The organism is Arthrobacter sp. ZGTC131 (assembly GCF_002929275.1).
In the GTDB taxonomy this organism is placed as follows: domain Bacteria; phylum Actinomycetota; class Actinomycetes; order Actinomycetales; family Micrococcaceae; genus Arthrobacter.
This window is the reverse complement of sequence record NZ_PJIK01000009.1, coordinates 90,551-113,583: the sequence shown is the minus strand read 5'-3', so window position 1 is coordinate 113,583 and position 23,033 is coordinate 90,551. Positions and strand designations below refer to the sequence as shown.

General features: G+C 67.5%; 20 protein-coding genes. 8 read left to right on the top strand and 12 right to left on the bottom strand.

From position 1 onward, the window contains the following. The first annotated feature begins 27 nt into the window (after positions 1 to 27). Both CXQ90_RS12875 and radA read left to right on the top strand, forming a co-directional pair. Complete coding sequence (locus CXQ90_RS12875; RefSeq protein ID WP_104139645.1) at positions 28 to 1,152, top strand: aromatic acid exporter family protein; 1,125 nt, start codon at positions 28 to 30, stop codon at positions 1,150 to 1,152. 57 nt (positions 1,153 to 1,209) lie between these two features. After that, on the top strand, positions 1,210 to 2,583 hold the full coding sequence (gene radA, locus CXQ90_RS12870) for a DNA repair protein RadA (RefSeq protein WP_104139643.1): 1,374 nt from the start codon (positions 1,210 to 1,212) through the stop codon (positions 2,581 to 2,583). Between the two features lie 178 nt (positions 2,584 to 2,761). Here the strand turns inward: radA and CXQ90_RS12865 are convergent, their stop codons facing one another. Continuing rightward, positions 2,762 to 3,538 carry a YcnI family protein gene (locus tag CXQ90_RS12865; RefSeq protein WP_104139641.1) on the bottom strand — a complete coding sequence of 259 codons (777 nt, stop codon included), beginning with the start codon at positions 3,536 to 3,538 and terminating at the stop codon, positions 2,762 to 2,764. 115 nt (positions 3,539 to 3,653) lie between these two features. Next, positions 3,654 to 4,268, bottom strand: a complete 615-nt coding sequence (locus CXQ90_RS12860) for a hypothetical protein (RefSeq protein ID WP_104139640.1) — start codon at positions 4,266 to 4,268, stop codon at positions 3,654 to 3,656. Positions 4,269 to 4,536: 268 nt separating this feature from the next. On the opposite strand from CXQ90_RS12860, the gene CXQ90_RS12855 reads away from it, so the two are divergent. Then, positions 4,537 to 5,166 carry a hypothetical protein gene (locus CXQ90_RS12855; RefSeq protein WP_104139638.1) on the top strand — a complete coding sequence of 210 codons (630 nt, stop codon included), beginning with the start codon at positions 4,537 to 4,539 and terminating at the stop codon, positions 5,164 to 5,166. A 119-nt stretch (positions 5,167 to 5,285) separates the two neighbouring features. Then, positions 5,286 to 6,068: a YcnI family protein gene (locus CXQ90_RS12850; RefSeq protein WP_104139637.1), complete on the top strand. Its 783-nt coding sequence runs from the start codon at positions 5,286 to 5,288 to the stop codon at positions 6,066 to 6,068. Between the two features lie 29 nt (positions 6,069 to 6,097). On the opposite strand, the gene CXQ90_RS12845 is transcribed toward CXQ90_RS12850, so the two are convergent. Further along, the gene (locus CXQ90_RS12845) at positions 6,098 to 7,318 is read right to left on the bottom strand and encodes a beta-ketoacyl synthase (protein WP_104139635.1); all 1,221 of its coding nucleotides are present in this window, start codon (positions 7,316 to 7,318) and stop codon (positions 6,098 to 6,100) included. 155 nt (positions 7,319 to 7,473) lie between these two features. Continuing rightward, the gene (locus CXQ90_RS12840) at positions 7,474 to 9,087 is read right to left on the bottom strand and encodes a peptide chain release factor 3 (protein WP_104139634.1); all 1,614 of its coding nucleotides are present in this window, start codon (positions 9,085 to 9,087) and stop codon (positions 7,474 to 7,476) included. Positions 9,088 to 9,485: 398 nt separating this feature from the next. On the opposite strand from CXQ90_RS12840, the gene disA reads away from it, so the two are divergent. After that, entirely contained in the window at positions 9,486 to 10,562 is a 1,077-nt protein-coding gene (gene disA, locus CXQ90_RS12835; protein WP_104139632.1) for a DNA integrity scanning diadenylate cyclase DisA, read from the top strand. A 75-nt stretch (positions 10,563 to 10,637) separates the two neighbouring features. Here the strand turns inward: disA and CXQ90_RS12830 are convergent, their stop codons facing one another. Then, complete coding sequence (locus CXQ90_RS12830; protein WP_258064520.1) at positions 10,638 to 11,330, bottom strand: hypothetical protein; 693 nt, start codon at positions 11,328 to 11,330, stop codon at positions 10,638 to 10,640. 223 nt (positions 11,331 to 11,553) lie between these two features. Between CXQ90_RS12830 and CXQ90_RS12825 the strand changes: the two genes are divergently transcribed. The 3 genes from CXQ90_RS12825 to CXQ90_RS23170 all read left to right on the top strand — a co-directional run bounded on the left by CXQ90_RS12825 (position 11,554) and on the right by CXQ90_RS23170 (position 13,857). Next, positions 11,554 to 12,018 carry a hypothetical protein gene (locus CXQ90_RS12825; RefSeq protein ID WP_104139629.1) on the top strand — a complete coding sequence of 155 codons (465 nt, stop codon included), beginning with the start codon at positions 11,554 to 11,556 and terminating at the stop codon, positions 12,016 to 12,018. Positions 12,019 to 12,214: 196 nt separating this feature from the next. Next, on the top strand, positions 12,215 to 13,051 hold the full coding sequence (locus CXQ90_RS12820; protein WP_258064525.1) for an A/G-specific adenine glycosylase: 837 nt from the start codon (positions 12,215 to 12,217) through the stop codon (positions 13,049 to 13,051). A gap of 131 nt (positions 13,052 to 13,182) precedes the next feature. Next, positions 13,183 to 13,857 carry a hypothetical protein gene (locus CXQ90_RS23170; protein WP_181038551.1) on the top strand — a complete coding sequence of 225 codons (675 nt, stop codon included), beginning with the start codon at positions 13,183 to 13,185 and terminating at the stop codon, positions 13,855 to 13,857. A gap of 43 nt (positions 13,858 to 13,900) precedes the next feature. Here the strand turns inward: CXQ90_RS23170 and dhaM are convergent, their stop codons facing one another. From dhaM to CXQ90_RS12780, 7 genes are all read right to left on the bottom strand, one after another. Then, positions 13,901 to 14,656 carry a dihydroxyacetone kinase phosphoryl donor subunit DhaM gene (gene dhaM, locus CXQ90_RS12810; protein ID WP_104139626.1) on the bottom strand — a complete coding sequence of 252 codons (756 nt, stop codon included), beginning with the start codon at positions 14,654 to 14,656 and terminating at the stop codon, positions 13,901 to 13,903. Then, positions 14,653 to 15,279, bottom strand: coding sequence for a dihydroxyacetone kinase subunit DhaL (dhaL, locus tag CXQ90_RS12805; RefSeq protein ID WP_104139625.1), 627 nt, complete (start codon positions 15,277 to 15,279; stop codon positions 14,653 to 14,655). Before dhaL ends, dhaM begins: the two co-directional genes overlap by 4 nt. A 2-nt stretch (positions 15,280 to 15,281) precedes the next feature. Further along, positions 15,282 to 16,283, bottom strand: a complete 1,002-nt coding sequence (dhaK, locus tag CXQ90_RS12800) for a dihydroxyacetone kinase subunit DhaK (protein ID WP_104139623.1) — start codon at positions 16,281 to 16,283, stop codon at positions 15,282 to 15,284. Positions 16,284 to 16,705: 422 nt separating this feature from the next. Further along, positions 16,706 to 17,215, bottom strand: coding sequence for an amino-acid N-acetyltransferase (locus CXQ90_RS12795; protein ID WP_104139622.1), 510 nt, complete (start codon positions 17,213 to 17,215; stop codon positions 16,706 to 16,708). Between the two features lie 196 nt (positions 17,216 to 17,411). Further along, positions 17,412 to 19,544 (bottom strand): prolyl oligopeptidase family serine peptidase, encoded by a 2,133-nt coding sequence (locus tag CXQ90_RS12790; RefSeq protein WP_181038550.1) that lies wholly within the window; start codon positions 19,542 to 19,544, stop codon positions 17,412 to 17,414. Positions 19,545 to 19,740: 196 nt separating this feature from the next. Then, complete coding sequence (locus tag CXQ90_RS12785) at positions 19,741 to 22,233, bottom strand: ATP-dependent Clp protease ATP-binding subunit (RefSeq protein WP_104139619.1); 2,493 nt, start codon at positions 22,231 to 22,233, stop codon at positions 19,741 to 19,743. A gap of 440 nt (positions 22,234 to 22,673) precedes the next feature. Then, positions 22,674 to 23,000, bottom strand: a complete 327-nt coding sequence (locus CXQ90_RS12780; protein ID WP_104139617.1) for an Lsr2 family protein — start codon at positions 22,998 to 23,000, stop codon at positions 22,674 to 22,676. Between the last annotated feature and the right edge of the window lie 33 nt (positions 23,001 to 23,033).

The following is a 23,033-nucleotide window of genomic DNA, read 5'->3' as shown; positions in this document are numbered from 1 at the left end:
GGGCAGCTCCGGCAATAGACTGAAGCCATGGCCCAGACCGGACTCTCCGCAAGCAGACGGTTCCTTCGCGGCCGGATCCGCACCGGGCTGGTCCGCAGCCGGAACTCGCTGATCCCCGGGATCCAGATGACCGTCGGCGCTGTGGGAGCTTACGCCTTCGCGGAGTATGTCCTGGGCCATTCCGGCCCGTTGTTCGCCGCCACGTCCGCCCTGATCGCCCTGGGTTTTTCCCGTGATCCGCGCTTGCGGAGGGTGATTGAGGTGGGCCTGGGCTGCACCATTGGCATTGCGGTGGGCGATCTGCTGCTCCACTGGCTCGGGGCCGGGATCTGGCAGGCCGCCGTCGTCCTTTTGATTTCGATCCTGCTGGCCCGCTTCCTGGACAGCGGCAACATCTTCACCACGCAGCTGGCGCTGCAGTCACTGCTGGTGGTGCTCCTGCCGCCGCCCGCGGGCGGGCCTTTCACCCGGAGCCTCGACGCCGTGGTGGGCGGCGTCGTCGCCCTGCTCGTGACCGTCCTGGCGCCCAAGGACCCGCGCCGGGAACCGCGCAAGGACGTCCAGAAGCTGCTCCATGAACTGGCGGAAGTGCTGCGCGAGTGCGCCTCGGCACTGACGTACAGCGACTCCACCCAGGCCTGGCACGCCCTGGTCCGCGGCCGTAGCAGCCAGCCGCTGGTGGATGCCATGCGGCACTCGCTGCGGGCATCCGGCGAGGTGGCCACGCTGGCACCCGCCTACCGGAGGCACCGGGACGAACTGGACCGGCTGGAGCAGTCGCTGGATTACATCGACCTCGCGCTGCGCAACAGCCGCGTCTTTGCCCGCAGGCTGACCAGCGCCATCAATCACGCGGCACTCACCGACGAAGCCACCGAGAACATTGCCGATGTCCTGCAGGAGACAGCGGCGGCCATCGACGAACTCTCACTGGGGCTTGCTGAAGTCCACGAGGGCGCCCGCAGCTCCCACCTGCGCAGCGCCAGGCAGGAGCTGGGCACGATCGCCGGCCGGCTGCATCCGAAGATGCTGGAAGTGGAGCGGCTGGAAGGCGAAACCGTGGTGATGCTCTTCCGGCCGCTGATGGTGGACCTGCTGGAGGCCGCAGGCATGGAATCCCGTGAAGCCCGGGACATCCTGCCCCCGCTGTAGACGCCCGGCCGAACCCGACTGAACAGGAATGTCACGCCTGCCGGATAGTGTGGAGCAATGGCTACAAAGACTTCCCGGGCGTCCAAGACACCGGGCTATAAGTGCGCGGAATGCGGCTGGACCACGGTGAAATGGGTGGGGCGCTGCGGCGAGTGCCAGGCGTGGGGAACCGTTGAGGAAACCGGCGCCGCGGTGGCCCGTACGACGGCGGCCACCACCGTTTTGGAGCCCGCCCGCCCCATCGCGGAGGTGGACGCCACCACCGCCGCCTTCCTGCCCACGGGCGTAGACGAGCTGGACCGCGTACTCGGCGGCGGCGTGGTGCCCGGCGCGGTGATCCTCCTGGCCGGTGAGCCTGGCGTCGGCAAGTCCACGCTGCTGCTGGACGTGGCCGCCAAGTTTGCCCGGACGGGCCAGAGTGTCCTGTACGTCACGGGCGAGGAATCCGCGGCGCAGGTGAAGCTGCGGGCCGAGCGGATCGACGCCCTCGCGGACACGCTGTATCTGTCCGCGGAGACCGACCTTGGCCAGGCCCTGGGCCAGGTGGAGAAGGTGGAACCGAAGCTGCTCGTGGTGGACTCCGTGCAGACGCTGAGCAGCGCGGACGTGGAGGGCAGCTCGGGCGGTGTTTCCCAGGTGCGCGAGGTGGCGGCCTCCATCATCGCGGCCGCCAAGCGCCGCAACATGACCACGCTGCTGGTGGGGCACGTGACGAAGGACGGATCCATCGCCGGGCCGCGCCTGCTGGAACACCTCGTGGATGTGGTGTGCCAGTTCGAGGGCGAGCGCCACTCACGCCTCCGGCTGCTGCGTGCGGTCAAGAACCGTTACGGTCCCACGGACGACGTCGGCTGCTTCGACCTCAACGAGGACGGCATTGAGGGCCTGGCGGACCCCAGCGGGCTGTTCGTCACCCGCACCAAGGATCCCGTGTCCGGCACATGCATCACGGTGACCATGGAGGGACGGCGCCCCCTGCTGGCCGAGGTGCAGTCGCTCCTGGCCGAAAGCCCCAACTCGCAGCCGCGCCGGGCCACCAGCGGCTTGGACAGTTCGCGCGTGGCCATGCTGCTTGCCGTACTCCAGCAGCGGGCGGGCTGCCTGCTGCACAAGGACGACTCCTACGTGGCCACCGTGGGCGGCGTGAAGCTCAGCGAGCCGGCCACAGATCTGGCCGTGGCGCTGGCCGTTGCGTCCGCCAAGGCCAAGAAACCTCTTCCGCAGCGGCTCATTGCGTTCGGCGAGGTGGGGCTGGCCGGCGAGGTCCGGCCCGTGCCCGGCATCAACCAGCGCATCCAGGAGGCGCACCGGCTGGGCTTCACGCACGCCGTAGTTCCCGCCAGCCACAACGGCCCTGGCCCTGTGCCGGCAGGCTTCTCGGTGCGGGAAGTCGGCCACCTGGCCGAGGCCCTGACTCTCCTGATCAGCTAGCGGCGCGCCGCCGGGCCCGGTGGCCTTGCCGCTGTCCTGCCTGAAGGCCGCGGTCTGGCAGCAACGCCAAGTGCCCCGCGCCGGATCGTCGACGCGGGGCACTGCTGTTGCTGGTCACCCGGGGCCGGACTGCCGGCGCGCGCCACTGCTGTTGCTGGTCGCCCGTGGGCGGCCCGGGCTAGTTCTTCGGCGCTCGGGTGCGGATCAGCGCGGTGGCGCCGGCGGCGAGGCCAAGCACGCCCGCTAAGAGCCCGAACCAGCCGGCCGTTTCACCGCCGCGTGACGCGGCCGGGGCCGTTGAAGCGGCCGGCGCCGCGTCCGTCGTCGAGGTTTCAGCTGCAGTGGCTTCGGCTGCCGTGGTGATGAAGGCGGGAGCCGGGTGGTGCTCTTTTTCCGCAGTCGCAGGCGCCGACGCGGACGGGGACGGGGACGCGGACGCTGCGGCGTGATCGTGCCCGGCGTCGTCCGTGTCAGCCCAGTTGACAGTGGTTCCGTCGGTGTAGCCCTGGGCGGCAGGCAGCGTCACTGTTGTGCCGGCAGCCGGCAGCCGGCCGACCGAGATGGTGAAGGTCTGGAATTCGTTCTGACCGATCTGGTGGGCGGTGTCGGCGGTCCAGATCACGCTGGTGGGAGCCTTGGTCACAGTAGCCCCGTCAATCTCCACAGGCTTGGGCAGTGCGGTGGTGACAACCAGCGCCTTCCAGCCGTCGATCGGCTTGACCGAGACCGTCGTCAGAGGGGTGCCGGTGGGAAGTTTCACCTCAAGCCGGTTGGTCTTGGCGGTTTCGGATTCATTCGGGACGCTGAAGGTCAGCTTGGTGAATCCGCCCTCGGCCGTCTTGGAAGGATCGACCGTGACGTGCGCGGAAGCGGCCGCGGCACCGGCGGCGAGAAGCCCTGCGGTCATTGAGGCGGCGGCTGCGGTCTTGAGGGTACGGCGAAGGAAGCTATGCATGGCAGGGGTGCCTTTCACAATAGGAAAAATCATCAGGAACACGCCCGCAGCGTGGCCGGCGCAGGAAAGCAGCTATGGGCGGCCTTCGGTCCCTGTCCTCATGTGAAGGGACCCTCTAGGCGGCCATCGCCAACGCGGGCGGGCCCCGCAGGGCCGGCAAGCGCAGCCCTGGGCCGGCCTGCGGGAGGATTGCCGGCACAGCGCAGGGACCGGGGACACGTGCCGGAACGATGCCGACGGGTTCGGGCCATCGGACCAGGGGACGCAGCCAGGAGGCCAGGACCCCGAGCGCCCGTTCTCCGCGAGCCATGATCACTGCCGTGGCCAGCGTGGCCAAGGCGTGCGCTGCAAACATGAGGCCGTCCGAGGCGGACACGTGGGCCGGTGATGCACCGGCGAAAGCCTCCGCAGCCAGTACCGTCCCGGAGTGCCGGGCATGGCCCGCCATCAGCGGCTGGGGCGCCGTCGTAGGCGAGGCGGCCTGCAGCGCTCCGAACGCCCAGTGAAGCCAGAGCTGCCCGGCACCGAGCAGACCCGTTAGCGCGGAGAACGAGAGCCGGAACCGCGTTAGGGCTGCCACCGGGATCATGGACACGGCACAGACTGCAGCGAGGATCGCAGGCTCCGGCAGATGGCCGCCGACGGCAAGGTGCCCGCCGGCCGCGAATCCGATGACGATAGACCCGATCAGGGCGGTGCGGAAAAGCCGGAATGAGGCGCGAGGCAGCATCGGCGGTCCTTTCCGGAAGATCAGCTGTTCGAGCAGCGCCAGCCCGAGTCTGGCGGTGGCATGGTTCTAGCGGTGGCACAGTTCTGGCGGTGGCTCAATTCTACTGTCCTGCCCGTGCGCCCCGTCTCCGGTGGGCGATGATGACGCGCGGCCCACCCGTCCGGGGCGGCCTTCCTGTCGGGCCGCCCTCCCGGGAACAAGGTTTTCCCACGCTGCCGTGCCTAGCGTCGGCATGTCACAGCAGCCTGCGCTCCGAGGGGAGGCACAGATGGATCTTCGGAACTCACTGCGCCTTTTCCGCGCCGCGCTCATCACTGCCATGGCCATGTCCCTGGCCAGCGCGGGCCATGTGCTCGGCGGCGGGGCGCTGCCCGGACCGGCAGTCACAGCCGTGCTGACGGTGCTCCTCTTGGCGCCGGTGGCCTGGCTCGCCAGCCGGCCGCTGTCCCTCCTGACATTGCTGGGCGTGCTGGGAGCAGCGCAGCTTATCCTGCACACCGCCTTCACGTCCCTGTCCCCCGGAGCCCGATGCGCGCCGTCGCTGGCCGGGCCGCTCCCGCACCACAGGCCGGTCCCAGGCGGCGCCGGATGCTTCGGAACCGACCCCGCCGCCTCCCTTCACGCCGGAGTGGAAGCCGCGGCACCCGACATGACGGCCGGCCATCTCCTCGCGCTGGTGTCCACAGCCTGGCTGCTCCAGCAGGGTGAAGAGGCACTGTGGCGGCTGCTGGCCTGGCTTCGCCCGCTCGTGCGCCTTCCGCGGCCTGCCAGCAGCGTTCCCGCCGGCTATGAACCGGCGGCAGCCCACCGGTCATCCGTGCCGTCGGCGCGGCTGAACCTTCGCCATGACAGCCTTCGCGGGCCTCCCGCTGCGTTCCGCCCGTGCACCATGCCCTGACTGCGGCATGCCCGGAGAGCCTGTCCGGTCCCCGGGGCGGTGCACGGAACTCAGCGTCCCCCACCCCCAAGCACCGTCCGCCGCCATGGGTGCGGCAGTGCACGCGAAAGGCCTTCATCATGAACATCCCGACTTCACGCACGCTGAAATCCGCCGCTATCCTGGCCACCGCAGCCGGCCTCATGGCCTTGGGCGCCGGTGCAGCCTCCGCCCACGTCAGTGTGGACCCTGCCTCGACCTCCGCCGGCGGTTTCTCCCAGCTGACCTTCAAGGTCCCCAACGAGTCCGAGACTGCCAAGACCACCAAACTCGTTGTCACGCTGCCCACCGGCACTCCGTTCACGTCGGTGTCGGTCAAGCCCATTGACGGCTGGACGGCGAAGGTCACGGAAGCCAAGCTTCCGGCTCCCGTCACCGTCAACGGCGCGACGATCACCAAGGCCGCGTCCTCCGTCAGCTGGACGGCAGACAAGGCACATGAGCTTGGACAGCATGAGTATCAGACGTTCTCGATATCCGTCGGCCGGCTCCCTGCGGCCGGCACCACGGTGGCGCTGCCGGCGGCGCAGACCTACTCCGACGGAACGGTAGTGAACTGGAATGAGCCCGAGGCCACCGGCCAGGCCGAGCCCAAGCACCCGGTTCCTGCCTTCGTCACCACCGCTGCCGCCGATGAGCACAGCCACGGCGAGAGCGCCGGTCCGGCGAGCCCTCACACGAAGACAGCGGACACCACGGCAGCGGATGCGACCTCTCCTGACACAACAGCGGCATCAGCAACCACGCCCGTGGCAGCTGCTCCGGACAACACCTTCGGAATCGCCGGGCTGGGGGCCGGCCTTCTCGGCCTTGCCGCCGGGACCGCCGCTCTCATCCGGACGCGCACACCGCGCAAGAACTGAGCTGGTCGGGGCGGGACGCGGGCTGTGGCCTAGGAAGCCACTACCACCAGCGCCACGCTGTGCCCGCCGAAGCCGAACGCGTTAACGATGCCCGCCGCCGCAGTGCTGCCGCTGACGGTACCGGTGATGACGTTGAGGCCCACCTCGGGGTCCATGTTGTCCACGTTGTAGGTGCCCGGAAGGTCGCCGGTCCTGAGTGCCTGGAGTGTGGCGATCGCGCCCAGCGCGCCGGCACCGCCGAGCAGGTGCCCGGTGAGCGACTTCGTGGACGTCACCGGCACCGCGGTGCCGATCACGGCCTTGATGGCCTGCGCCTCCAGCCGGTCGCCCACCGGAGTGGACGTGGCGTGGGCGTGCACAAACCCGATATCCGCCCCGTTCAGATCCGCCGACGCGAGCGCCTTCTCCATGACCCGCCGTTGCATGTCCGGGTCCGCGGCCACGATGTCACTGGCGTCGGAGGTCACGGCGCCGCCCGCTATCGCGCCGAGGACTTCCGCGCCGCGCGCCCTGGCGTGGTCCTCGCTCTCCAGCACCAGGATCCCGGCGCCTTCGGCGATGACGAAGCCGTCGCGGTCCCGGTCAAACGGACGCGAGGCCCCTCGCGGGTCGTCGTTGCGGGTGGAAAGGGCCCTGATCTGCGCGAAGCCGCTGATGATGAGGTCGTTGACGCACGCATCAACACCTCCGGCAATGACGACGTCGGCCGCTCCGGACCGGATCATTTCGGCACCCTGGGCGATCGCTTCGGCGCCGGACGCGCAGGCGCTGACGGGCGTCCGTGCCCCGCCGCGGGCGCCGAGGTCGATGGAGACCCAGGCCGACGGGCCGTTGACCATGATCCGGGTCAGGGTGTGCGGCGAGACCTTTCGCGGGCCGCTGGTGTCCAGCTCCCGGGTCTGGGCGAGGGTGGTGTCCAGTCCCCCGTAGCCGGAACCGATCACCACGGCGAGCCGATCGGGGTCAACGTCGGGGGTTCCTGCCTGGGCCCAGGCCTCACGGGCAGCAACGAGCGCGAGCTGCCCGCAGCGGTCCATCCGCTTGAGCTCGCGGGTGCTCAGCAGGGACGCAAGATCGGCGGTGACGCGTCCCGCCATCCGCACCGGCAGGGCCTGCGCCCAGTCCTCGGACAGCGCGGCGATGCCCGAGCGCCCGGCCAGCATCGCCGTCCAGGTCTCCGGAACCGTGGCGCCGAGGGGGTTGAGCGAGCCCATGCCGGTAACGACGGCCCGGGATGAAACTGCAGACATGGCACACCTTGCTTCCAGTAACCGGACCTGATGCCCGGCGTTGAACAATTCGGCACCGCTCGGCCGACCGGAAACCGGTGCGGCCCGTAGGACCGGACAACCCCGGGGTTCCATGGAGTATTCGGATCCATGGGGCCCGCGGATGGCCGGAGCGGCTACTTTGCGGGGTTGTGGGTTCCGATCGGCACGAGCGTGAGGTCCGGATGGTTCTTCTCAATGCGGCGCAGCGCCCAGACGTCGTTGAACAGGGCGAGGTATTCGCCGTCGGACCGGAGCAGCACCTCCGCGCCGATCACGTTGGCCAGCGCGGGCATGGCATCCGCCGTCGAAATTCTTGCCATGGAATACGGGAGGCGTTCCAGCCGCATGGGTGCGCTGAAGTCGTGCGCCATGCGGTCCTCCACCACTTCGAACTGCATGGGGCCGACGGCGGCAAGCACCGGCGCCTGGTCACCGCGGACGTCGGAGCGCAGCACCTGGATGACGCCTTCGTGCTCGAGCTGCTCGATGCCGCGGCGGAACTGCTTGAAGCGGCTGGGGTCCTTGGAACGGGCCACCTGGAAGTGCTCGGGAGCGAACAGCGGGATGGCCGGGAACTCCACGGGTTCCTCGAGGAAGAGGCTGTCCCCCACCCGTAGCGAGGACGCGTTGACCAGGCCCACGACGTCGCCGGGGAAGGCTTCGTCGATGACTTCGCGTTCCCGGCCGAAAACCTGCTGGGCATACTTCGTGGCGAAGGACTTTCCGGTGCGCGTCTGCGTCACCACCATGCCGCGTTCGAACACGCCGGAGCAAACGCGGATGAAGGCGACGTGGTCGCGGTGGGCCTTGTTCATGCCGGCCTGGACCTTGAAGACGAACCCCGCGAACGGGGAGTCGACGGCCCGCGGCTGGCCGTCTACGTCGGGGCGCGGCGCGGCGGGCGGAGCGAAGTCGACCAATGCGTCAAGGATTTCCTTGACGCCGAAGTTCAGCGCCGCGGAACTGAACAGGATGGGGGTGGCCTTGCCGGAGTGGAACGCGTCGACGTCGAACTCGAGGTTGGATTCGATGACCAGTCCGGCTTCGTCGACGGCGTTGGACCAGTCGTCACCCTGGCTCTCCGCCGCTTGCTCGGGGGTGAAGTACTCGGTAAGGGCGATGTTCGCGCCGGCGTTGTTGCGCTGGAACCGGGCGAACCGGTCGTTGCGCAGGTCCCACACGCCGCGGAAGTCGCCCGAGATGCCCACAGCCCAGGTCAGCGGCATGGGCTGGAGCCCGGTGCGTTCGGTGATTTCGTCCATGAGCGCCAGTGGGTCAAGGCCCGGGCGGTCCCATTTGTTGATGACGGTGATGATGGGCAGGTTCCGCTGCTTGCAGACCTCGAAGAGCTTCATGGTCTGCGTTTCCAGGCCCTTCGCCGCATCCACCAGCATCACTGCGCAGTCGACGGCGGCCAGCACCCGGTAGGTGTCCTCCGAGAAGTCCGCGTGGCCCGGGGTGTCCAGCAGGTTGATCACGGTGTCGCGGTAGGAGAACTGCAGCGCCGCGGAGCTGATGGAGATGCCGCGGTCCTTTTCCATCTGCATCCAGTCCGAGACTGTCTCCTTGCGGTTGGCCTTTCCGCTGGAGGCTCCCGCCGTGCCGATGACCTTGGCGTGCAGGGCGAGGGCCTCGGTGAGCGTGGACTTGCCGGCGTCCGGGTGTGAGATGACAGCGAACGTCCGGCGTCGGCCCGCCTGCTTGTGAATCTCATGGACTCGGGCGGGGCTGAGGACTTCTTGGGACACGGTGCTACTTTCGCTGCGATCCGCGGAGGATCCTGGTTTCGGAAATATATGCGGGAGGACTGAAAGGTCAGAAGCCCTGAAAAATCTGAGGCTTAGGAGAATTCAGCTGCCAGGTGGCGGCGGGGACCAGCCAGCCAAGGCTTCAAGTTTATCGCAGGCCCGGAAACCGTGCGGAAGGCGGGCCAAAAGTGCCCGACCGCCGGCCGCCGTCGAACGCGCTCCGGAGGGCTTTTCCGCAGTCCTCCGACGGGGCACTTTGAGGCTTGTCCGTGCGGTTGTTGCGGTAATCTACGTCTAGGATGGTGCTTGCGGGAAACCGAGTACTTTTGATCCTGCCGGCTCACACGTGAAAACCGGCATACCTGCAGGCCCGCCCTGCACCTTTGAAGGGAATGTCTATGGCTCGCAGCCCTGAAGAATCGCTGAAAGCGACTTTGGGGAGGGTGGCCCCGGGAACCCCGCTGCGGGACGGCCTGGAACGCATTCTCCGCGGACGCACCGGCGCATTGATTGTGCTGGGATCGGACAGGACCATCGAGTCGATCTGCTCCGGCGGCTTCGACATCGGCATCGACTTCTCCCCCACGCGGCTGCGCGAACTGGCCAAAATGGACGGCGCCATCATCTGCGACAAGGACGCCGGGAACATCCTCCGCGCCGCAGTGCAGCTCGTCCCGGACTCGAGCATCGAAACGCAGGAGTCCGGCACCCGCCACAGGACGGCGGAACGCGTCGCCATCCAGACCGGCGTCCCGGTGATCTCGGTGAGCCAGTCCATGCAGATCATTGCCCTCTACGTAAACGGGCTGCGGCACGTGCTGGAGGGATCCGAGAAGGTCCTGGCCCGCGCCAACCAGGCCCTCGCCACGCTGGAACGCTACCGGTCCCGGCTGGACCAGGTCACCAGTTCACTCTCCGCCCTAGAAATCGAGGCGATGGTCACCGTGCGTGACGTCGCCGTCACGCTGCAGCGCCAGGAAATGGTGCGCCGGATCTCGGAGGAGATCTCCCAGTACGTGCTGGAGCTCGGCGAGGACGGCAGGCTCCTGTCCCTCCAGCTGGACGAGCTCACGGTGGGCCGGGGGCCCGGCAGCGACATCATCATCCGTGACTATGCCGGGCCTAACGCGTCCCGGGCGGACATCGACGGTGCCGTCAATGCCCTGCTCAGCCTGGGCCCCACCGAGCTGATCGACCTCGGCAAGATCGCCGGGATCATCGGATTCGCCGGCGGGGTGGACACGCTCGACGCCGTGGTTCAGCCGCGGGGCTACCGCCTGCTGTCCGGGCTGAAGGCCGTCCCCAAGGCCGTGGCGGACCGGCTCGTTGACCACTTCGGCGGGCTGCAGCACCTCATGGCCGCGAGCATCGACGATCTCATGACCGTGGACGGCATCGGCGACCAGCGCGCCCGCACGGTCCGCGAGGGCCTCAGCCGCATGGCGGAAGCCAGCCTCCTCGACCGCTTCCTCTAAACCCGCAGCGGCTGCTCCATAACTGCCCTTTGGGCGCCACAAGGGCAGTTAGGGAGCAACAAATGGCGGAAAGCGTCAGCCCAGCTGGAAGACCGCGGGGGGGCTGACCTTGGCGCCGAGCTTGGCGATGAACACGTAGTATCCGCTGCCGGCACCCGACCCCTCGGAGATCTTCGCGCAGCCCTGCACCGAGCGGCTGCGCGACCACGGGAAGTTCGCCGTCTCGCTCTTGCCGGGGGCGATGGTCTTCACGAGGTCGTTGCTGGACGCCTGGCAGTCACCGGACGAGAAGATCCGGTCCGAGCCGCTGGTGACCAGGAACTCCATCTGCGACGTCCCGATGTTCACCTTGCACGGCAGTTTCCCGCCGTTCGTGACCTTCAGGGTAAGCACCGGCTTTTCCTCCGGGCCGTAGGAAGCCTTGTTGGTGGCGGCGGTGACGGTCACCAGCTTTTGGTCACAGACAGGCGAGGCCGACGGCGTGGCGGAGGGGCTCGCGGACGGCGCCTCCTGGCTGTCGGTCGGCTGAGCCGTGCCTCGGCCCTCGGTGGAGGCCACCTGCTCCGTTTTGGCGCTGACGGCGGCGGACACTGTGGCGACACCGCCGGCGATCAGGCCCAGGACCAGGACCAGCGCTCCCCCGGCGAACAGCCGGCGGCGGCGATACACGGCGGGGCTCGGCTTCCGCACGGTCCGGGGGCCCGGACCAGCAGTGTTTTTTCCCGCGCTTTTTCCAGCTGGCGCCTTCGCGGCCGGTTTCTTCTTCATCGCCGGTTTCTGCGCCGGACCCCGGCCCGCGCCGGATGTCGGATCGTCTTGCCTACCCATCCTTCTAGGCTAGAGAACGGCCGCGTTTATGGAGTCCCACCACGCCGGACCCCGGACCAGCCATGTCCAATTCGTTGCTCAATTTCCCGTGACAACTGTCAGCAGGCTTACTAAAATTGAATTCCGGTTACCACTTACCGGGCCTAGTAGGAGAGGACCACTGATGGAAAATCATGTGTCTGTCGGTCATCTTGAGCGCGTCCTGCTGCCGCTGACTTTTGGAAAGCATCAAAACCACGGAACGGAGTTCACAGTTCTCGCCGTTGAGATCTGGGACACGGGCATCGTGGTCAACCTGCACCTTGCCTCAACCAACGGCTCCGAGCCCAGCACCCCGGAAATTGCCATCCACGACCACTTCGGCACGGAGTACCGGCTTGATCAGGTTGCCACGGTCGGCGCCCGTCAGCTGCAGTTCTTTGCTCCGTCGATCCCCGAAGGGACGCGGAGCCTGACCATCCGCTGCGCGGAGCCGGACGGTGCCAGCTTTGTGGTGGCGCTTGCCGTGCCGGCCGCCAACGGCCGGGGAGGCGAGACGCTTCACGGCCACGTGAAACGCCTGCCCGCACGGCCCGACGGAACACGGTCCAACGGATTGGGCCCGGACATGCAGCAGGAAGCCAGCTGACAAAAAACCGGCCGGCATGGAACCAGCGGATTTCTACTAGAGTGTTGGCATCAAAACCACAACCGATTATCCAGCTGTGCCCGCGGGCGCCCCTGCAGAAGTAGAGCTGTCTGCGATCCACCGGACCCTGGAGAACTGGTTCGGGGCCGAAGCCAGGGACTTGCCGTGGAGGGCGCCCGACTGCTCTCCGTGGGGTGTGCTCGTGAGCGAAGTTATGCTCCAGCAGACCCCCGTGGTGCGGGTTCTCCCGGTCTGGGAGGAGTGGCTGCGGCGCTGGCCCGAACCCGCAGCCCTTGCCGGCCAACCGGCCGGTGAAGCGGTCCGCGCGTGGGGTCGTCTGGGCTACCCGCGGCGCGCCCTCCGGCTGCACGGCGCTGCCCTTGCGATCGTTCAGGACCACGGCGGCGAGGTTCCCGGGGACTACGCCGAGCTGCTCAGCCTTCCGGGCGTGGGCGGCTACACGGCGGCCGCCGTCGCGTCCTTTGCCTTCGGGCAGCGTGAAACTGTGGTGGACACCAATATCCGCCGCGTCCACGCACGCCTCTTTTCCGGCAGCGCGCTGCCGGCTCCGGCGCTAACGGCCGCGGAAATGCGGCTGGCCGGCGAACTGCTGCCGGACGACGTCGGCAGTTCCGTGCGCTGGAACGCTTCGGTCATGGAACTGGGGGCGCTGGTCTGCACCGCGCGTGCGCCGAAGTGCGCCGTGTGTCCGGTGCGCGAACGGTGCGCGTGGCTGGCGGCGGGCGAGCCGCCGCCGTCGTACACGCCCAAAGGCCAGGCCTGGCACGGCACTGACCGCCAGGTCCGCGGCGGCGTGATGGCTGTCCTGCGGCTGGCCGACGGGCCGGTGCCGGCGGAGATGTTCCAGCAGGCGCCCGCGGACCTCGGCTTCGGGGCCTCCGGGATCGGCGTCCCGCTCGCCGCGTTGCACCGCCTGAACTGCGCGCCGGAGCAGCTGGAGCGGGCACTGGCCGGGCTGCTGGCGGACGGCCTCGCCGAGCTGCATCAGGGCGGGTACAGGCTGCCGGCGTAGCCGAAAACTGTATTCCACTGGGCCGGGTTTTGATCTCAAATCGGCAGTCGTTCCGGTGTCAGGCGTAACGATGTCTGCACCACTTCCTTGTACGCGTCCGCACGCCATTGCGCCGGATCTACCCTGAAGTTATGGGCAAGGCAAGGGTACTTCTGGCCACGTTTGCGACGACGGCGCTTGTCTCCGGATGCCATGTATTCGAGGTGGCGTGTCCGGCGATCGCCCAGGCATCAGGGGTGTCGGTGACGGTGGCGGCCAGCTACGCCCCGGCGGTGCAGACCCTTCACCTGAAGGCATGCCAAGAGGGCGTATGTAGGGAGTCTGACCTGGTGCTGGTGCCGGGCAGCATTTCCGTGGACCTGGGCTGCGTACCCTACGCTCCGGAGCCCGGCATTCCGAAACCTGGCATTCCGGGTCAAGGCGTTCCAGGCGCTCCGGGGACCGGCATTCCCGAGCCAGCTGTTCCGGGTGCCGGTGTTCCGCCCGCCGACGTTCCGGGGACCGCCGTTCCGCCGACCGCCGTTCCGCCGACCGCTGTTCCGGAGCACGGCGGCCGCGGACCGGACATGCCGTGCTCAGCTACGGCCTCGCCGGACGGGACCAAGCGGGGAATGCTCGTGCTGGATATCCTGACCGAATCGCCCATGGACGTTACGGCCTCGGGAACCTCCATTGACGGAAGTCCCCTGCCGGTGCGCACAGTGCGCTTCACGCCGAGGGGCGACTACCCGTTCGGCCAGCCGTGCGGGCGACTTGTCTCCGCTTCGGTAGTACTGGATGAGACCAGCCTCCGCCAGGATCGCTAGGGTACTGGTCCGCTAGGTTGCCGGCCCGCTCCCAAGTCGCGGTTCAGGGCTCTCCGAAACCCTCTTGCACCAGGCCGGCCACGTACGCCACGGCGCGTTCCGCGTCCGGGCCGGACGCTTCCACATGCAGCACCGAGCCCTTTCCAGCCCCCAGCGTCATGAGCCCCGTCATGGAGGCGCCGTCAACGCCGTTCACCGTCACCTCGGCATCGAGCGCGGCGAGGCCGCCGGCGATCTTCGCCGCGGGCCTCGCGTGCATGCCGGCCAGGTTGACGAGCTCAAAGTCGCCGGTCGCGTCCGGGACAGCGGGAAGTCCCGGCTGCTGTCCACCGGCGCGGGTTGTTCCGCCGGAGCGCGCGCCGGACCCTGCGGCGACGTGCGCGGCCGAGGAAACGTGCTCCTCGTCCTTCGGCCGCGAGGCAGGGTAGCCGTGGGTTGCCTCGGCCGCCCGCTTAACGGCATGCACGCTGGCGCCGCCCTGGGCTGCCACGGCGGCCGCCACCAGGCCTTCCACGATGGGCGCATCGGCGAGGAGCACGGCGCCTGGCCCCTCCGCGAATTCCAGCGCCGCTTCAGCGGTCATGACGGCCGAGCCAAGGTCCGTGAGCACCACAACGCCTTCGCCGCCGGCAGCGAGTTCCAAGGCCGACATCACCTTTTCCAGGCTGGTGCCGATCCGGCCGTCCGAGGTACCACCGGCCGGGACCATCATCACGTCCGGCGCCATCTGCGCTGCCAGTTCCACAGCGCCGTCGGCGATCTTTTGACTGTGCGAAACCACAACAATCCGCACTGTCACGCGGCGGCTCCCGCTGCGGCACGGAGGATCAGGGCGCTCGAGGCCGCCCCGGGATCGCGGTGGCCGGCGCTGCGCTCGCCAAGGTAGCTGGCACGGCCTTTGCGTGCCACTAGGGGCTCCGTGGCCACTGCCCCGGCCTCGGCGGCCTCGGCCGCGGCAATCAGCACGGCAAGGGTGTCGCCGTCGGCTGCCGCTGCGGCGGCGGCTTCGACGGCGGGGGTCCACGCATCGACCATGGTCTTGTCTCCGGACTCAGCCTTGCCGCGGGCCACGATCCCGTCCCGGGCGGCGCCAAGCGCCGCAGCCAGCCCCGCAGCATCGATGTAGGCCGCGTCTCCGAGTGCGGTACCGGCCCGCAGGAACGCCGTGCCGTAGAGCGGACCGGCCGCCCCGCCCACCTTGGACATCAGCGCCATGGCCGTCAGCTTGAGCGCAGCCCCGGGGGTTTCCGGCGGGTTTTCAGCCAGCTTGTCCAAAACGGCCTGGAAGCCGCGGTCCATGTTCTCCCCGTGATCCGAATCGCCGATGGCCCTGTCCAGTTCGATGAGCCACACCCGGTGCTCCGCCATCGCCTGCGCAGACAGCGTCAGCCACTTCACGGCCCAGTTAACGTCCAGCCCCACGGCTACACGCCCCAGCGGAGGGCAGGGGTGTGGACGGGGGCATCCCAGAGGGCAGTCAGTTCGTCATCAAGCCGGAGCACCGAAATGGAGCAGCCCTGCATCTCGAGGGCTGTGATGTAGTTCCCGACGAGTGAACGCTCCACTGTGGCTCCCCGGTCCGCCAAGACCTGCGCTGCGCGGCGGTAGACAATGTAGAGCTCGCTCAGCGGAGTTCCGCCCATGCCGTTGACGAACAGCAGGACCTTGTCTCCGGAGGCGACTCCGAGGTCGTCAAGCACGGGTTCCAGCAGACGGTCCGTGATGGCGTCGGCGCCTTCCATGGCGATCCGGTGCCGCCCTGGTTCACCATGGATTCCAATGCCGATCTCGATCTCGTCTTCCTCGAGGTCGAAGCTCGGGGAACCCGCATGCGGGACAGTGCAGGCTGAGAGCGCGACACCCATGGTGCGCACATTCTGGTTCACCCGGTCCCCGATGGCCGCCACGGCGTCCAGGTCGTCGCCCCGCTCAGCAGCAGCGCCGGCAATCTTTTCGACCAGGACCGTGCCGCCCACGCCCCTGCGCCCGGCGGTGTAGAGCGAGTCCTCCACGGCAACGTCGTCATTGACCAGCACCGTGCGGACCTCCACACCTTCCGCCTGCGCCATCTCGGCCGCCGTCTCAAAATTGAGGACGTCGCCGGTGTAGTTCTTGACGATGTGGACCACGCCCGCGCCGGAGTTGACGGCGATTGTGGCAGGGATGATCTGGTCCGGGGTGGGTGACGTGAAGACGGCGCCGGGCACCGCGGCGTCGAGCATTCCCAGCCCCACGAAGCCGGCGTGCAGGGGTTCGTGCCCGCTGCCGCCGCCGGATACCAGGCCTACTTTTCCCGCCACGGGGGCGTCCCGGCGGGTAACGAACTTCGGGTCTGCGCTGACGGTCACGAGGTCGGCATGGGCGAGCCCAAACCCTTCCACGGATTCGTCCACCACAGCGCGGGGGTCATTAATGAGCTTTTTCACGGCCGGGCTCCTGGGCTCTGGGTGCTTCGTCATGGACATCGGTCAGGATGTGATTTGACCCTACTACCGGGACCCGGGCTTCGGTAGCTCTGGTTACGGCTATGTGCGGAAACCCGCGATCACCAGCGGGAATACCGGCGGGAACAGGCCCCGGAACAGTGCCCGAAACAGTGGAAGGGACAGCCCCCAATGACTGTCCCTTCCAAACTCCCGCAAGTTTATCCAGCAAATGTATGAAAGGAAAGATGTGGTTGAGGGAACGTTGAGCGGATCTTGATCGGTTCCAGTGGGACACGGTGATGTACGCGGCGCTGGCGGTCCCCAAGATCCTGCCGAGGGTGCACCTTCCGGACTGGGGGCGCGGGCAGCGGCCCGAGACCCGCAGCATCTATCCGGAAGGGCAGACGGCCGGCCGGAAGACCTTAGAGGGTCTTGATCATGCGGGTGTTGCCGAGAGTGTTCGGCTTGACCCGGGCAAGGTCAAGGAACTCGGCGACTCCCTCGTCATGTGAGCGGAGCAGTTCCGAGTACACCTGTGGGTCCAGCGCCGACTGGTCGGCCATCACTTCAAAGCCGTGCCGCTTGAAGAAATCCACCTCGAACGTCAGGCAGAACACCCGCGAGACGCCGAGTGCCGCGGCCTCCTCCAGGAGGCTCTCGACGAGGACATGGCCCACGCCCTTCCCCCGCCAGGCATCCGAGGCGGCAAGCGTGCGGACCTCCGCGAGGTCCTCCCACATGACATGAAGGGCGCCGCAGCCGATCACCTCTCCGTCGGCCGACTCGGCGATCCGGAACTCCTGCAGGCTCTCGTAGTAGGCCACCGTCTCCTTGGCCATCAGGATCCGCTGGTCGGCCAACGGCGCCACGAGTTGTTTGATCGCGGCCACGTCGCTGGTCCGGGCGGGGCGAATAGAGAAGGCGTCAGTCACAGCCCCCATCTTACGGCGGGCGCCCCACCCACCTCCGACCCGCCCGGCTCGCCCGACCCATGGACTCGCCTCCAGCTCGGACCGACTCACTTCACCGCACGCTCGGACCGACTCGCGTCCGCAGCGGCCGGACGGCCATTTGCCGGCGCCTCGGGAAACGACGGAGGTGACTCGAGGCGTCGAACCGGCACCAGGTTTAGAGACCGAGTTCGGCGGGGACGGGGATGTCCTTTCCTAGGACGTTCTTGGCGAGGAAGTGCTCCACTACGCCGTACCAGACCTTGGCGTGCTGCGGCTGCAGGATCCAGTGGTTCTCGTCCGGGTAGAACAGGAACCGGTGGCTGGTCTGGCCGTTCTCGTCGGCGGCGAGCTGGGATTTGGAGAGAAGTTCGTACCAGAGCCGCAGGCCTTCGCCGATGGGCACCCGGTAGTCCTTGTCCCCATGGATCACCAGCATGGGCGTCCTGATGTTCTCCACGTGGAGGTGCGGCGAGTTCTCCAGCGCCATCTCCGCCGTCATTTCCTTGAGCCAGTACTGGGACGAGTCGGTGGTGGGCCCGAACTGGTCCAGCGCCCACAGGCTGGCGTGCGTCACGATCGCCTTGAACCGGTCCGTCTGCCCGGCCACCCAGTTGGCCATGTAGCCGCCGAAAGATCCGCCCATCGCGGCCGTCCGGCTTTCGTCAATGTCCGGCCGCTGCACCACGGAGTCCGTGATCGCCATCAGGTCCGTATACGGTGCCTTCCCCCAGCCGCCCCAACCCCGCTGGATGTGAGCCTGGCCGTAGCCCGTCGACAGTGCAGGGTCCGGCAACAGCACCGCGTAGCCCTTGGCGGTCAGCAGCCAGGGGTTCCAGCGCCAGGTCCACGCGTTCCAGGAACCCAGCGGACCGCCGTGGATCCACAGCAGCAGCGGGGCCGGGCTGTCCGTCGACGCCCCTGCGGGCAGCGCAAGGTAGGCGGGAACGCGTGCGCCGTCGGCCGCCGTCGTCTCCACCCGTTCCAGCGCACCGTCAAACTGCGGGCGCTCAGCCGGCGAGGGCAATCTATTGACGTCCCCGGTGGCGAGATCGATCCGCACGGGTTCTGGCGGAAACTCGTAGGAGCTGCGGAGCGCATAGGCGCTCGCGCCGTCCGGTGAAACCACGACGTCGGTATAGGCCGCGGCGTCCGGCGTCACCCGGGCGACGCTCCCCCGGGCGGCTCCTGCCGCAGCGGTGACACTGAAAACCGGCGAGGCGCCGTCGTCGTCCGCGGTGACCAACAGAGCAGAGCCGTCCGGGAGCCAGGCCTCCGGGTGGGCCCAGCGGTCCCACTCGTGAGCCAGGGGAATGAGGTCCTCAAGGCCGGTCTCGCCGGAAACATCCAGAAGGTGGAGCTTGACCTGCGGGGCCTCCTGCGGCGTGGTGTCACTTTCGCTGACGACGGCCAGGAACCTCCCGTCCGGACTGACGGGCCCAGGGAAGTAGCTCATCCCTTCGCGGTCGAGGAGGACGCGCTGCGTGCCCGTGGCGACGTCCACCGCCACGAGGACAGAGCGCAGGTCCGCCTTGGCCAGGGGTTTGACGAAGCTCGTGTAGATGGTTTTCCCATCCGGACTGACAACCGATTCGGCCTCACGGAGCCTGGATCCCGCCGCCGGGGTGAGGTTTCTGAGCGTCAGGCGCGCTGCGCCGTCCACCGTGCCGGGCTTGCCGGGTTCCCGCTCCGGCCCGGATTCCACAGCGAACAGCCGCGGCTGGGCGGGGCCGAGGTCCGCGTCCCAGTACCGGACGGGGTATTCGCTGTGCAGGATGGCCGCCACCTTGTTGTCCTTGCGGCTCTTGCGGCGTTCGGTGTCGGTGTCTTCGTCCGTAGAGCCCGCAAGGACCGAAGCAACCACGAAGGCCGCGTCGGCGTCCCGCGCCGCCATCACCTTCTCCACGCCGCCGCTCCTGGACAGCACCACCCTGGCCTCCCCGCCGTCGGCAGGCAACAGCCAAAGAGCAGCCACGGGGTCATCGTCACGGTCTTTGCCGCCTGTGCTGTCCGGATCGGGGCGGGCGGACGTGAAGTAAACGTCTCCGTTGGCCGCGAACACCGCACCGGCCTCGCCCTTGGCGCTGCGGGTGATGCGGCGGGCCTGCCTCTGCCCTGCGGGATCGACCTCCCAGAGCGCGGTGGCGTACTCCGTGCCCTTGCTGTTGAGTGTGGCGACCGTCGTGACCAGCCGCCGCCCGTCCGGGCTGAGGGCCAGGCCACTAACGCGGGGGATGGCCAGGTAGTGGTCGAGGTCGTGGAAGGGGGTCGCTGGTTTTTCGCGCAGGGTCTCTGCGTCATCGGAAGCCATGCTGCGATTCAACACCGTATGTGCCGTGGATCACAGGGACGTTCACTAACAGTGAAACGGTGCTTTCAGAACTGGCCTGGGGCGAGAACGTGTGGCCGGGGCGTTTCGGCAACGGCACGAGCATGGATGCGCAAAGAAGCCCCGCCCGCTCCTTGCGGGGCGGGCGGGGCTTCTTGGCGCTGAGTGCGGCTCGAGCCTAGGCGCTCGGGGCGATCTCCGGGATGCGCGGCTTGGCGTTGCCGGCGAAGGTGAACTTGGCGTCGTCGCCTTCGCCGTCCACATCCACCACCACGATGTCGCCGGCGTGGATCTCGCCGAAGAGGATCTTCTCCGAGAGCTGGTCCTCGATTTCGCGCTGGATGGTGCGGCGCAGCGGCCGGGCGCCCATGGCGGGATCGTAGCCGCGGGTGGCCAGCAGCACCTTGGCCGCCGTGGTCAGCTCGATGCCCATGTCCTTGTCCTTGAGGCGCTTCTCGAGACGACCCACGAACAGGTCCACGATCTCGATGATCTCGTCCTGCGTCAGCTGCGGGAACACCACGACGTCGTCAACACGGTTCAGGAACTCGGGACGGAAGTGCTGCTTGAGCTCCTCCGTGACACGGGCCCGCATCCGGTTGTAACCGGTCTGGGTGTCGGTGCCGGACTGGAAACCGGTGGCTACACTCTTGGAGATGTCCCGGGTGCCCAGGTTCGTGGTCATGATGATCACGGTGTTCTTGAAGTCCACCACGCGGCCCTGGGAGTCGGTCAACCGGCCGTCTTCCAGGATCTGGAGCAGTGAGTTGAAGAGGTCCGCATGGGCCTTTTCCACTTCGTCGAACAGGACCACGGAGAACGGGCGGCGGCGGACCTTCTCGGTCAGCTGCCCGCCTTCTTCGTAGCCCACGTAGCCCGGAGGGGCACCGAAGAGCCGCGACACCGTGTGCTTCTCCGAGTACTCGGACATGTCCAGGGTGATCAGGGCGTCTTCTTCACCGAACAGGAATTCGGCGAGGGCCTTGGCGAGTTCGGTCTTGCCGACGCCCGTGGGGCCGGCGAAGATGAACGAACCGCCGGGGCGCTTCGGGTCCTTCAGGCCTGCCCGGGTGCGGCGGATGGCCTGGGACAGGGCCTTGATGGCCTCGTTCTGGCCGACGACGCGCTTGTGCAGCTCGTCTTCCATCTTCAGCAGGCGCGAGGACTCTTCCTCGGTCAGCTTGAACACCGGAATGCCCGTGGAGTTGGCCAGGACTTCGGCAATCAGGTCCTCGTCCACCTCGGAGATGTCGTCCATGCCGCCGGTCTTCCAGTGGCGTTCCTTCTCCGAGCGCTCCGTGATGAGCTTCTGCTCCTTGTCACGCAGCGCAGCAGCACCCTCGAAGTCCTGCGCGTCAATCGCGGACTCCTTCTCCATCTTCAGCTCGGAGATGCGTTCGTCCATCTCCTTCAGCTCCGGCGGAGCGGTCATGCGGCGGATGCGGAGCCGGGCACCGGCTTCGTCGATGAGGTCGATCGCCTTGTCCGGCAGGAAGCGGTCCGAAATGTAGCGCTCGGAGAGGTTCGCTGCCGAGGCGAGGGCACCGTCGGTAATAGTGACCCGGTGGTGCGCCTCGTAGCGGTCACGCAGGCCCTTGAGGATCTCGATCGCATGTGCAACCGAGGGCTCCTTGACCTGGATCGGCTGGAAGCGGCGCTCCAGCGCGGCATCCTTCTCGATGTGCTTGCGGTACTCATCGAGCGTGGTGGCGCCGATGGTCTGCAGCTCACCGCGGGCCAGCATGGGCTTCAGGATCGAGGCCGCATCGATGGCGCCTTCTGCGGCACCGGCACCCACGAGGGTGTGGATCTCATCGATGAAGAGGATGATGTCACCGCGCGTGCGGATCTCCTTGAGGACCTTCTTGAGCCGCTCTTCGAAGTCGCCGCGGTAGCGGGAGCCGGCCACAAGGGACCCGAGGTCCAGCGTGTACAGCTGCTTGTCCTTGATGGTCTCCGGCACGTCGCCGCGGACGATCGCCTGGGCAAGACCCTCTACGACGGCGGTCTTGCCGACGCCGGGCTCGCCGATCAGCACCGGGTTGTTCTTGGTGCGGCGGGAAAGGACCTGCATGACGCGTTCCATTTCCTGCTCGCGCCCGATGACGGGGTCCAGCTTGTTCTCGCGGGCGGCCTGGGTCAGGTTCCGGCCGAACTGGTCCAGGACAACCGAGCCGGCCGGCGTGCCTTCAGCCTGTCCGGGGCCGACGCCTGCGCCGGTGGTTTCCTTGCCCTGGTAGCCCGAAAGCAGCTGAATGACCTGCTGCCGGACACGGTTGAGGTCCGCACCGAGCTTGACCAGCACCTGCGCCGCAACACCTTCACCCTCACGGATGAGTCCCAGCAGGATGTGCTCCGTGCCGATGTAGTTGTGGCCAAGCTGCAGGGCCTCGCGCAGCGACAGCTCCAGCACCTTCTTTGCACGCGGGGTGAAGGGGATGTGGCCGGAGGGCGCCTGCTGGCCCTGGCCGATGATCTCCTGTACCTGCTCGCGGACGCCGTCGAGCGAAATGCTCAAGGACTCAAGAGCTTTGGCGGCAACACCCTCACCCTCGTGGATCAGACCCAAGAGGATGTGTTCGGTACCAATGTAATTGTGGTTCAGCATGCGTGCCTCTTCTTGGGCAAGCACAACTACGCGACGGGCACGGTCCGTAAATCGCTCAAACATTTCGCCACACTCCTAGCTACGACGTACTTTGATGCTACGTGGGAGATCCGGACTTGGGGAGCTTGTTCGCCACAGGGGAAACCGGGACGGTTGCGCCGCCTGCTGAACGGGCTGCCGGAACCGGCCTGAACGCCGCCCAAGGCGCCTCTTAACGTGCCTCCGCAGATACCCTTCCCGGCACCGCCCCGGCCGGCCTGCGCATTGCGCGCCCCACAACCTCTTACGGGCCGGGAATAGCGGTTGACGTCCCCGTCACATTTACCGACGTACACCCCGTGGAGGAACAGTCATTCACGAGCTGGCTGATTACTCCGAGGCCAGCAGATGAATCCGCCAAGCAAAGCTTGATCCATTATGGCGGCGGGAACGATCTGATACTTAAAGGACGGCGCCCCCGGTAAACACCGGGGGCGCCGTCCTTATGCTCAGGTGCCGGCAGGCTAGGAATTTGCCTTTTGGTAGGCTTCCTGAATTTCAGCCTGGATACGGCCGCGGCTATTAACCGTGTAACCGTGATCCCGCGCCCACTGCCGTATCTGCGCCGAGTCCTGGCTACGTCCACCCGATGTCTTGGCGCGGGCGGGGCGGCCTCCGGACATTTTGCGGCCGGCGGAAACAAAGCGCTCCAGCGCGGACCGTAGTTCTGACGCATTGGCGGATGACAAGTCAATTTCGTAACTCACACCATCCAGCCCAAAGCGGACAGTTTCGTCCGCCGATCCCCCATCCAGATCGTCCACCAGGACGATATTGACTTTCTGTGCCATGAAAATTCTCTCTTTTGGAAAGGGTCCTGAATC

What these genes read in the sequence shown, in the direction of transcription:
- CXQ90_RS12825 (WP_104139629.1), top strand. Translation starts at nt 11,554, where the DNA reads ATGGAAAATCATGTGTCTGTCGGTCATCTTGAGCGCGTCCTGCTGCCG.
- CXQ90_RS12875 (WP_104139645.1), top strand. Translation starts at nt 28, where the DNA reads ATGGCCCAGACCGGACTCTCCGCAAGCAGACGGTTCCTTCGCGGCCGG.
- CXQ90_RS12845 (WP_104139635.1), bottom strand. Translation starts at nt 7,318, where the DNA reads ATGTCTGCAGTTTCATCCCGGGCCGTCGTTACCGGCATGGGCTCGCTC.
- CXQ90_RS12790 (WP_181038550.1), bottom strand. Translation starts at nt 19,544, where the DNA reads ATGGCTTCCGATGACGCAGAGACCCTGCGCGAAAAACCAGCGACCCCC.
- CXQ90_RS12780 (WP_104139617.1), bottom strand. Translation starts at nt 23,000, where the DNA reads ATGGCACAGAAAGTCAATATCGTCCTGGTGGACGATCTGGATGGGGGA.
- disA (WP_104139632.1), top strand. Translation starts at nt 9,486, where the DNA reads ATGGCTCGCAGCCCTGAAGAATCGCTGAAAGCGACTTTGGGGAGGGTG.
- CXQ90_RS23170 (WP_181038551.1), top strand. Translation starts at nt 13,183, where the DNA reads ATGGGCAAGGCAAGGGTACTTCTGGCCACGTTTGCGACGACGGCGCTT.
- CXQ90_RS12865 (WP_104139641.1), bottom strand. Translation starts at nt 3,538, where the DNA reads ATGCATAGCTTCCTTCGCCGTACCCTCAAGACCGCAGCCGCCGCCTCA.
- CXQ90_RS12785 (WP_104139619.1), bottom strand. Translation starts at nt 22,233, where the DNA reads ATGTTTGAGCGATTTACGGACCGTGCCCGTCGCGTAGTTGTGCTTGCC.
- radA (WP_104139643.1), top strand. Translation starts at nt 1,210, where the DNA reads ATGGCTACAAAGACTTCCCGGGCGTCCAAGACACCGGGCTATAAGTGC.
- CXQ90_RS12830 (WP_258064520.1), bottom strand. Translation starts at nt 11,330, where the DNA reads ATGAAGAAGAAACCGGCCGCGAAGGCGCCAGCTGGAAAAAGCGCGGGA.
- CXQ90_RS12855 (WP_104139638.1), top strand. Translation starts at nt 4,537, where the DNA reads ATGGATCTTCGGAACTCACTGCGCCTTTTCCGCGCCGCGCTCATCACT.
- CXQ90_RS12860 (WP_104139640.1), bottom strand. Translation starts at nt 4,268, where the DNA reads ATGCTGCCTCGCGCCTCATTCCGGCTTTTCCGCACCGCCCTGATCGGG.
- CXQ90_RS12850 (WP_104139637.1), top strand. Translation starts at nt 5,286, where the DNA reads ATGAACATCCCGACTTCACGCACGCTGAAATCCGCCGCTATCCTGGCC.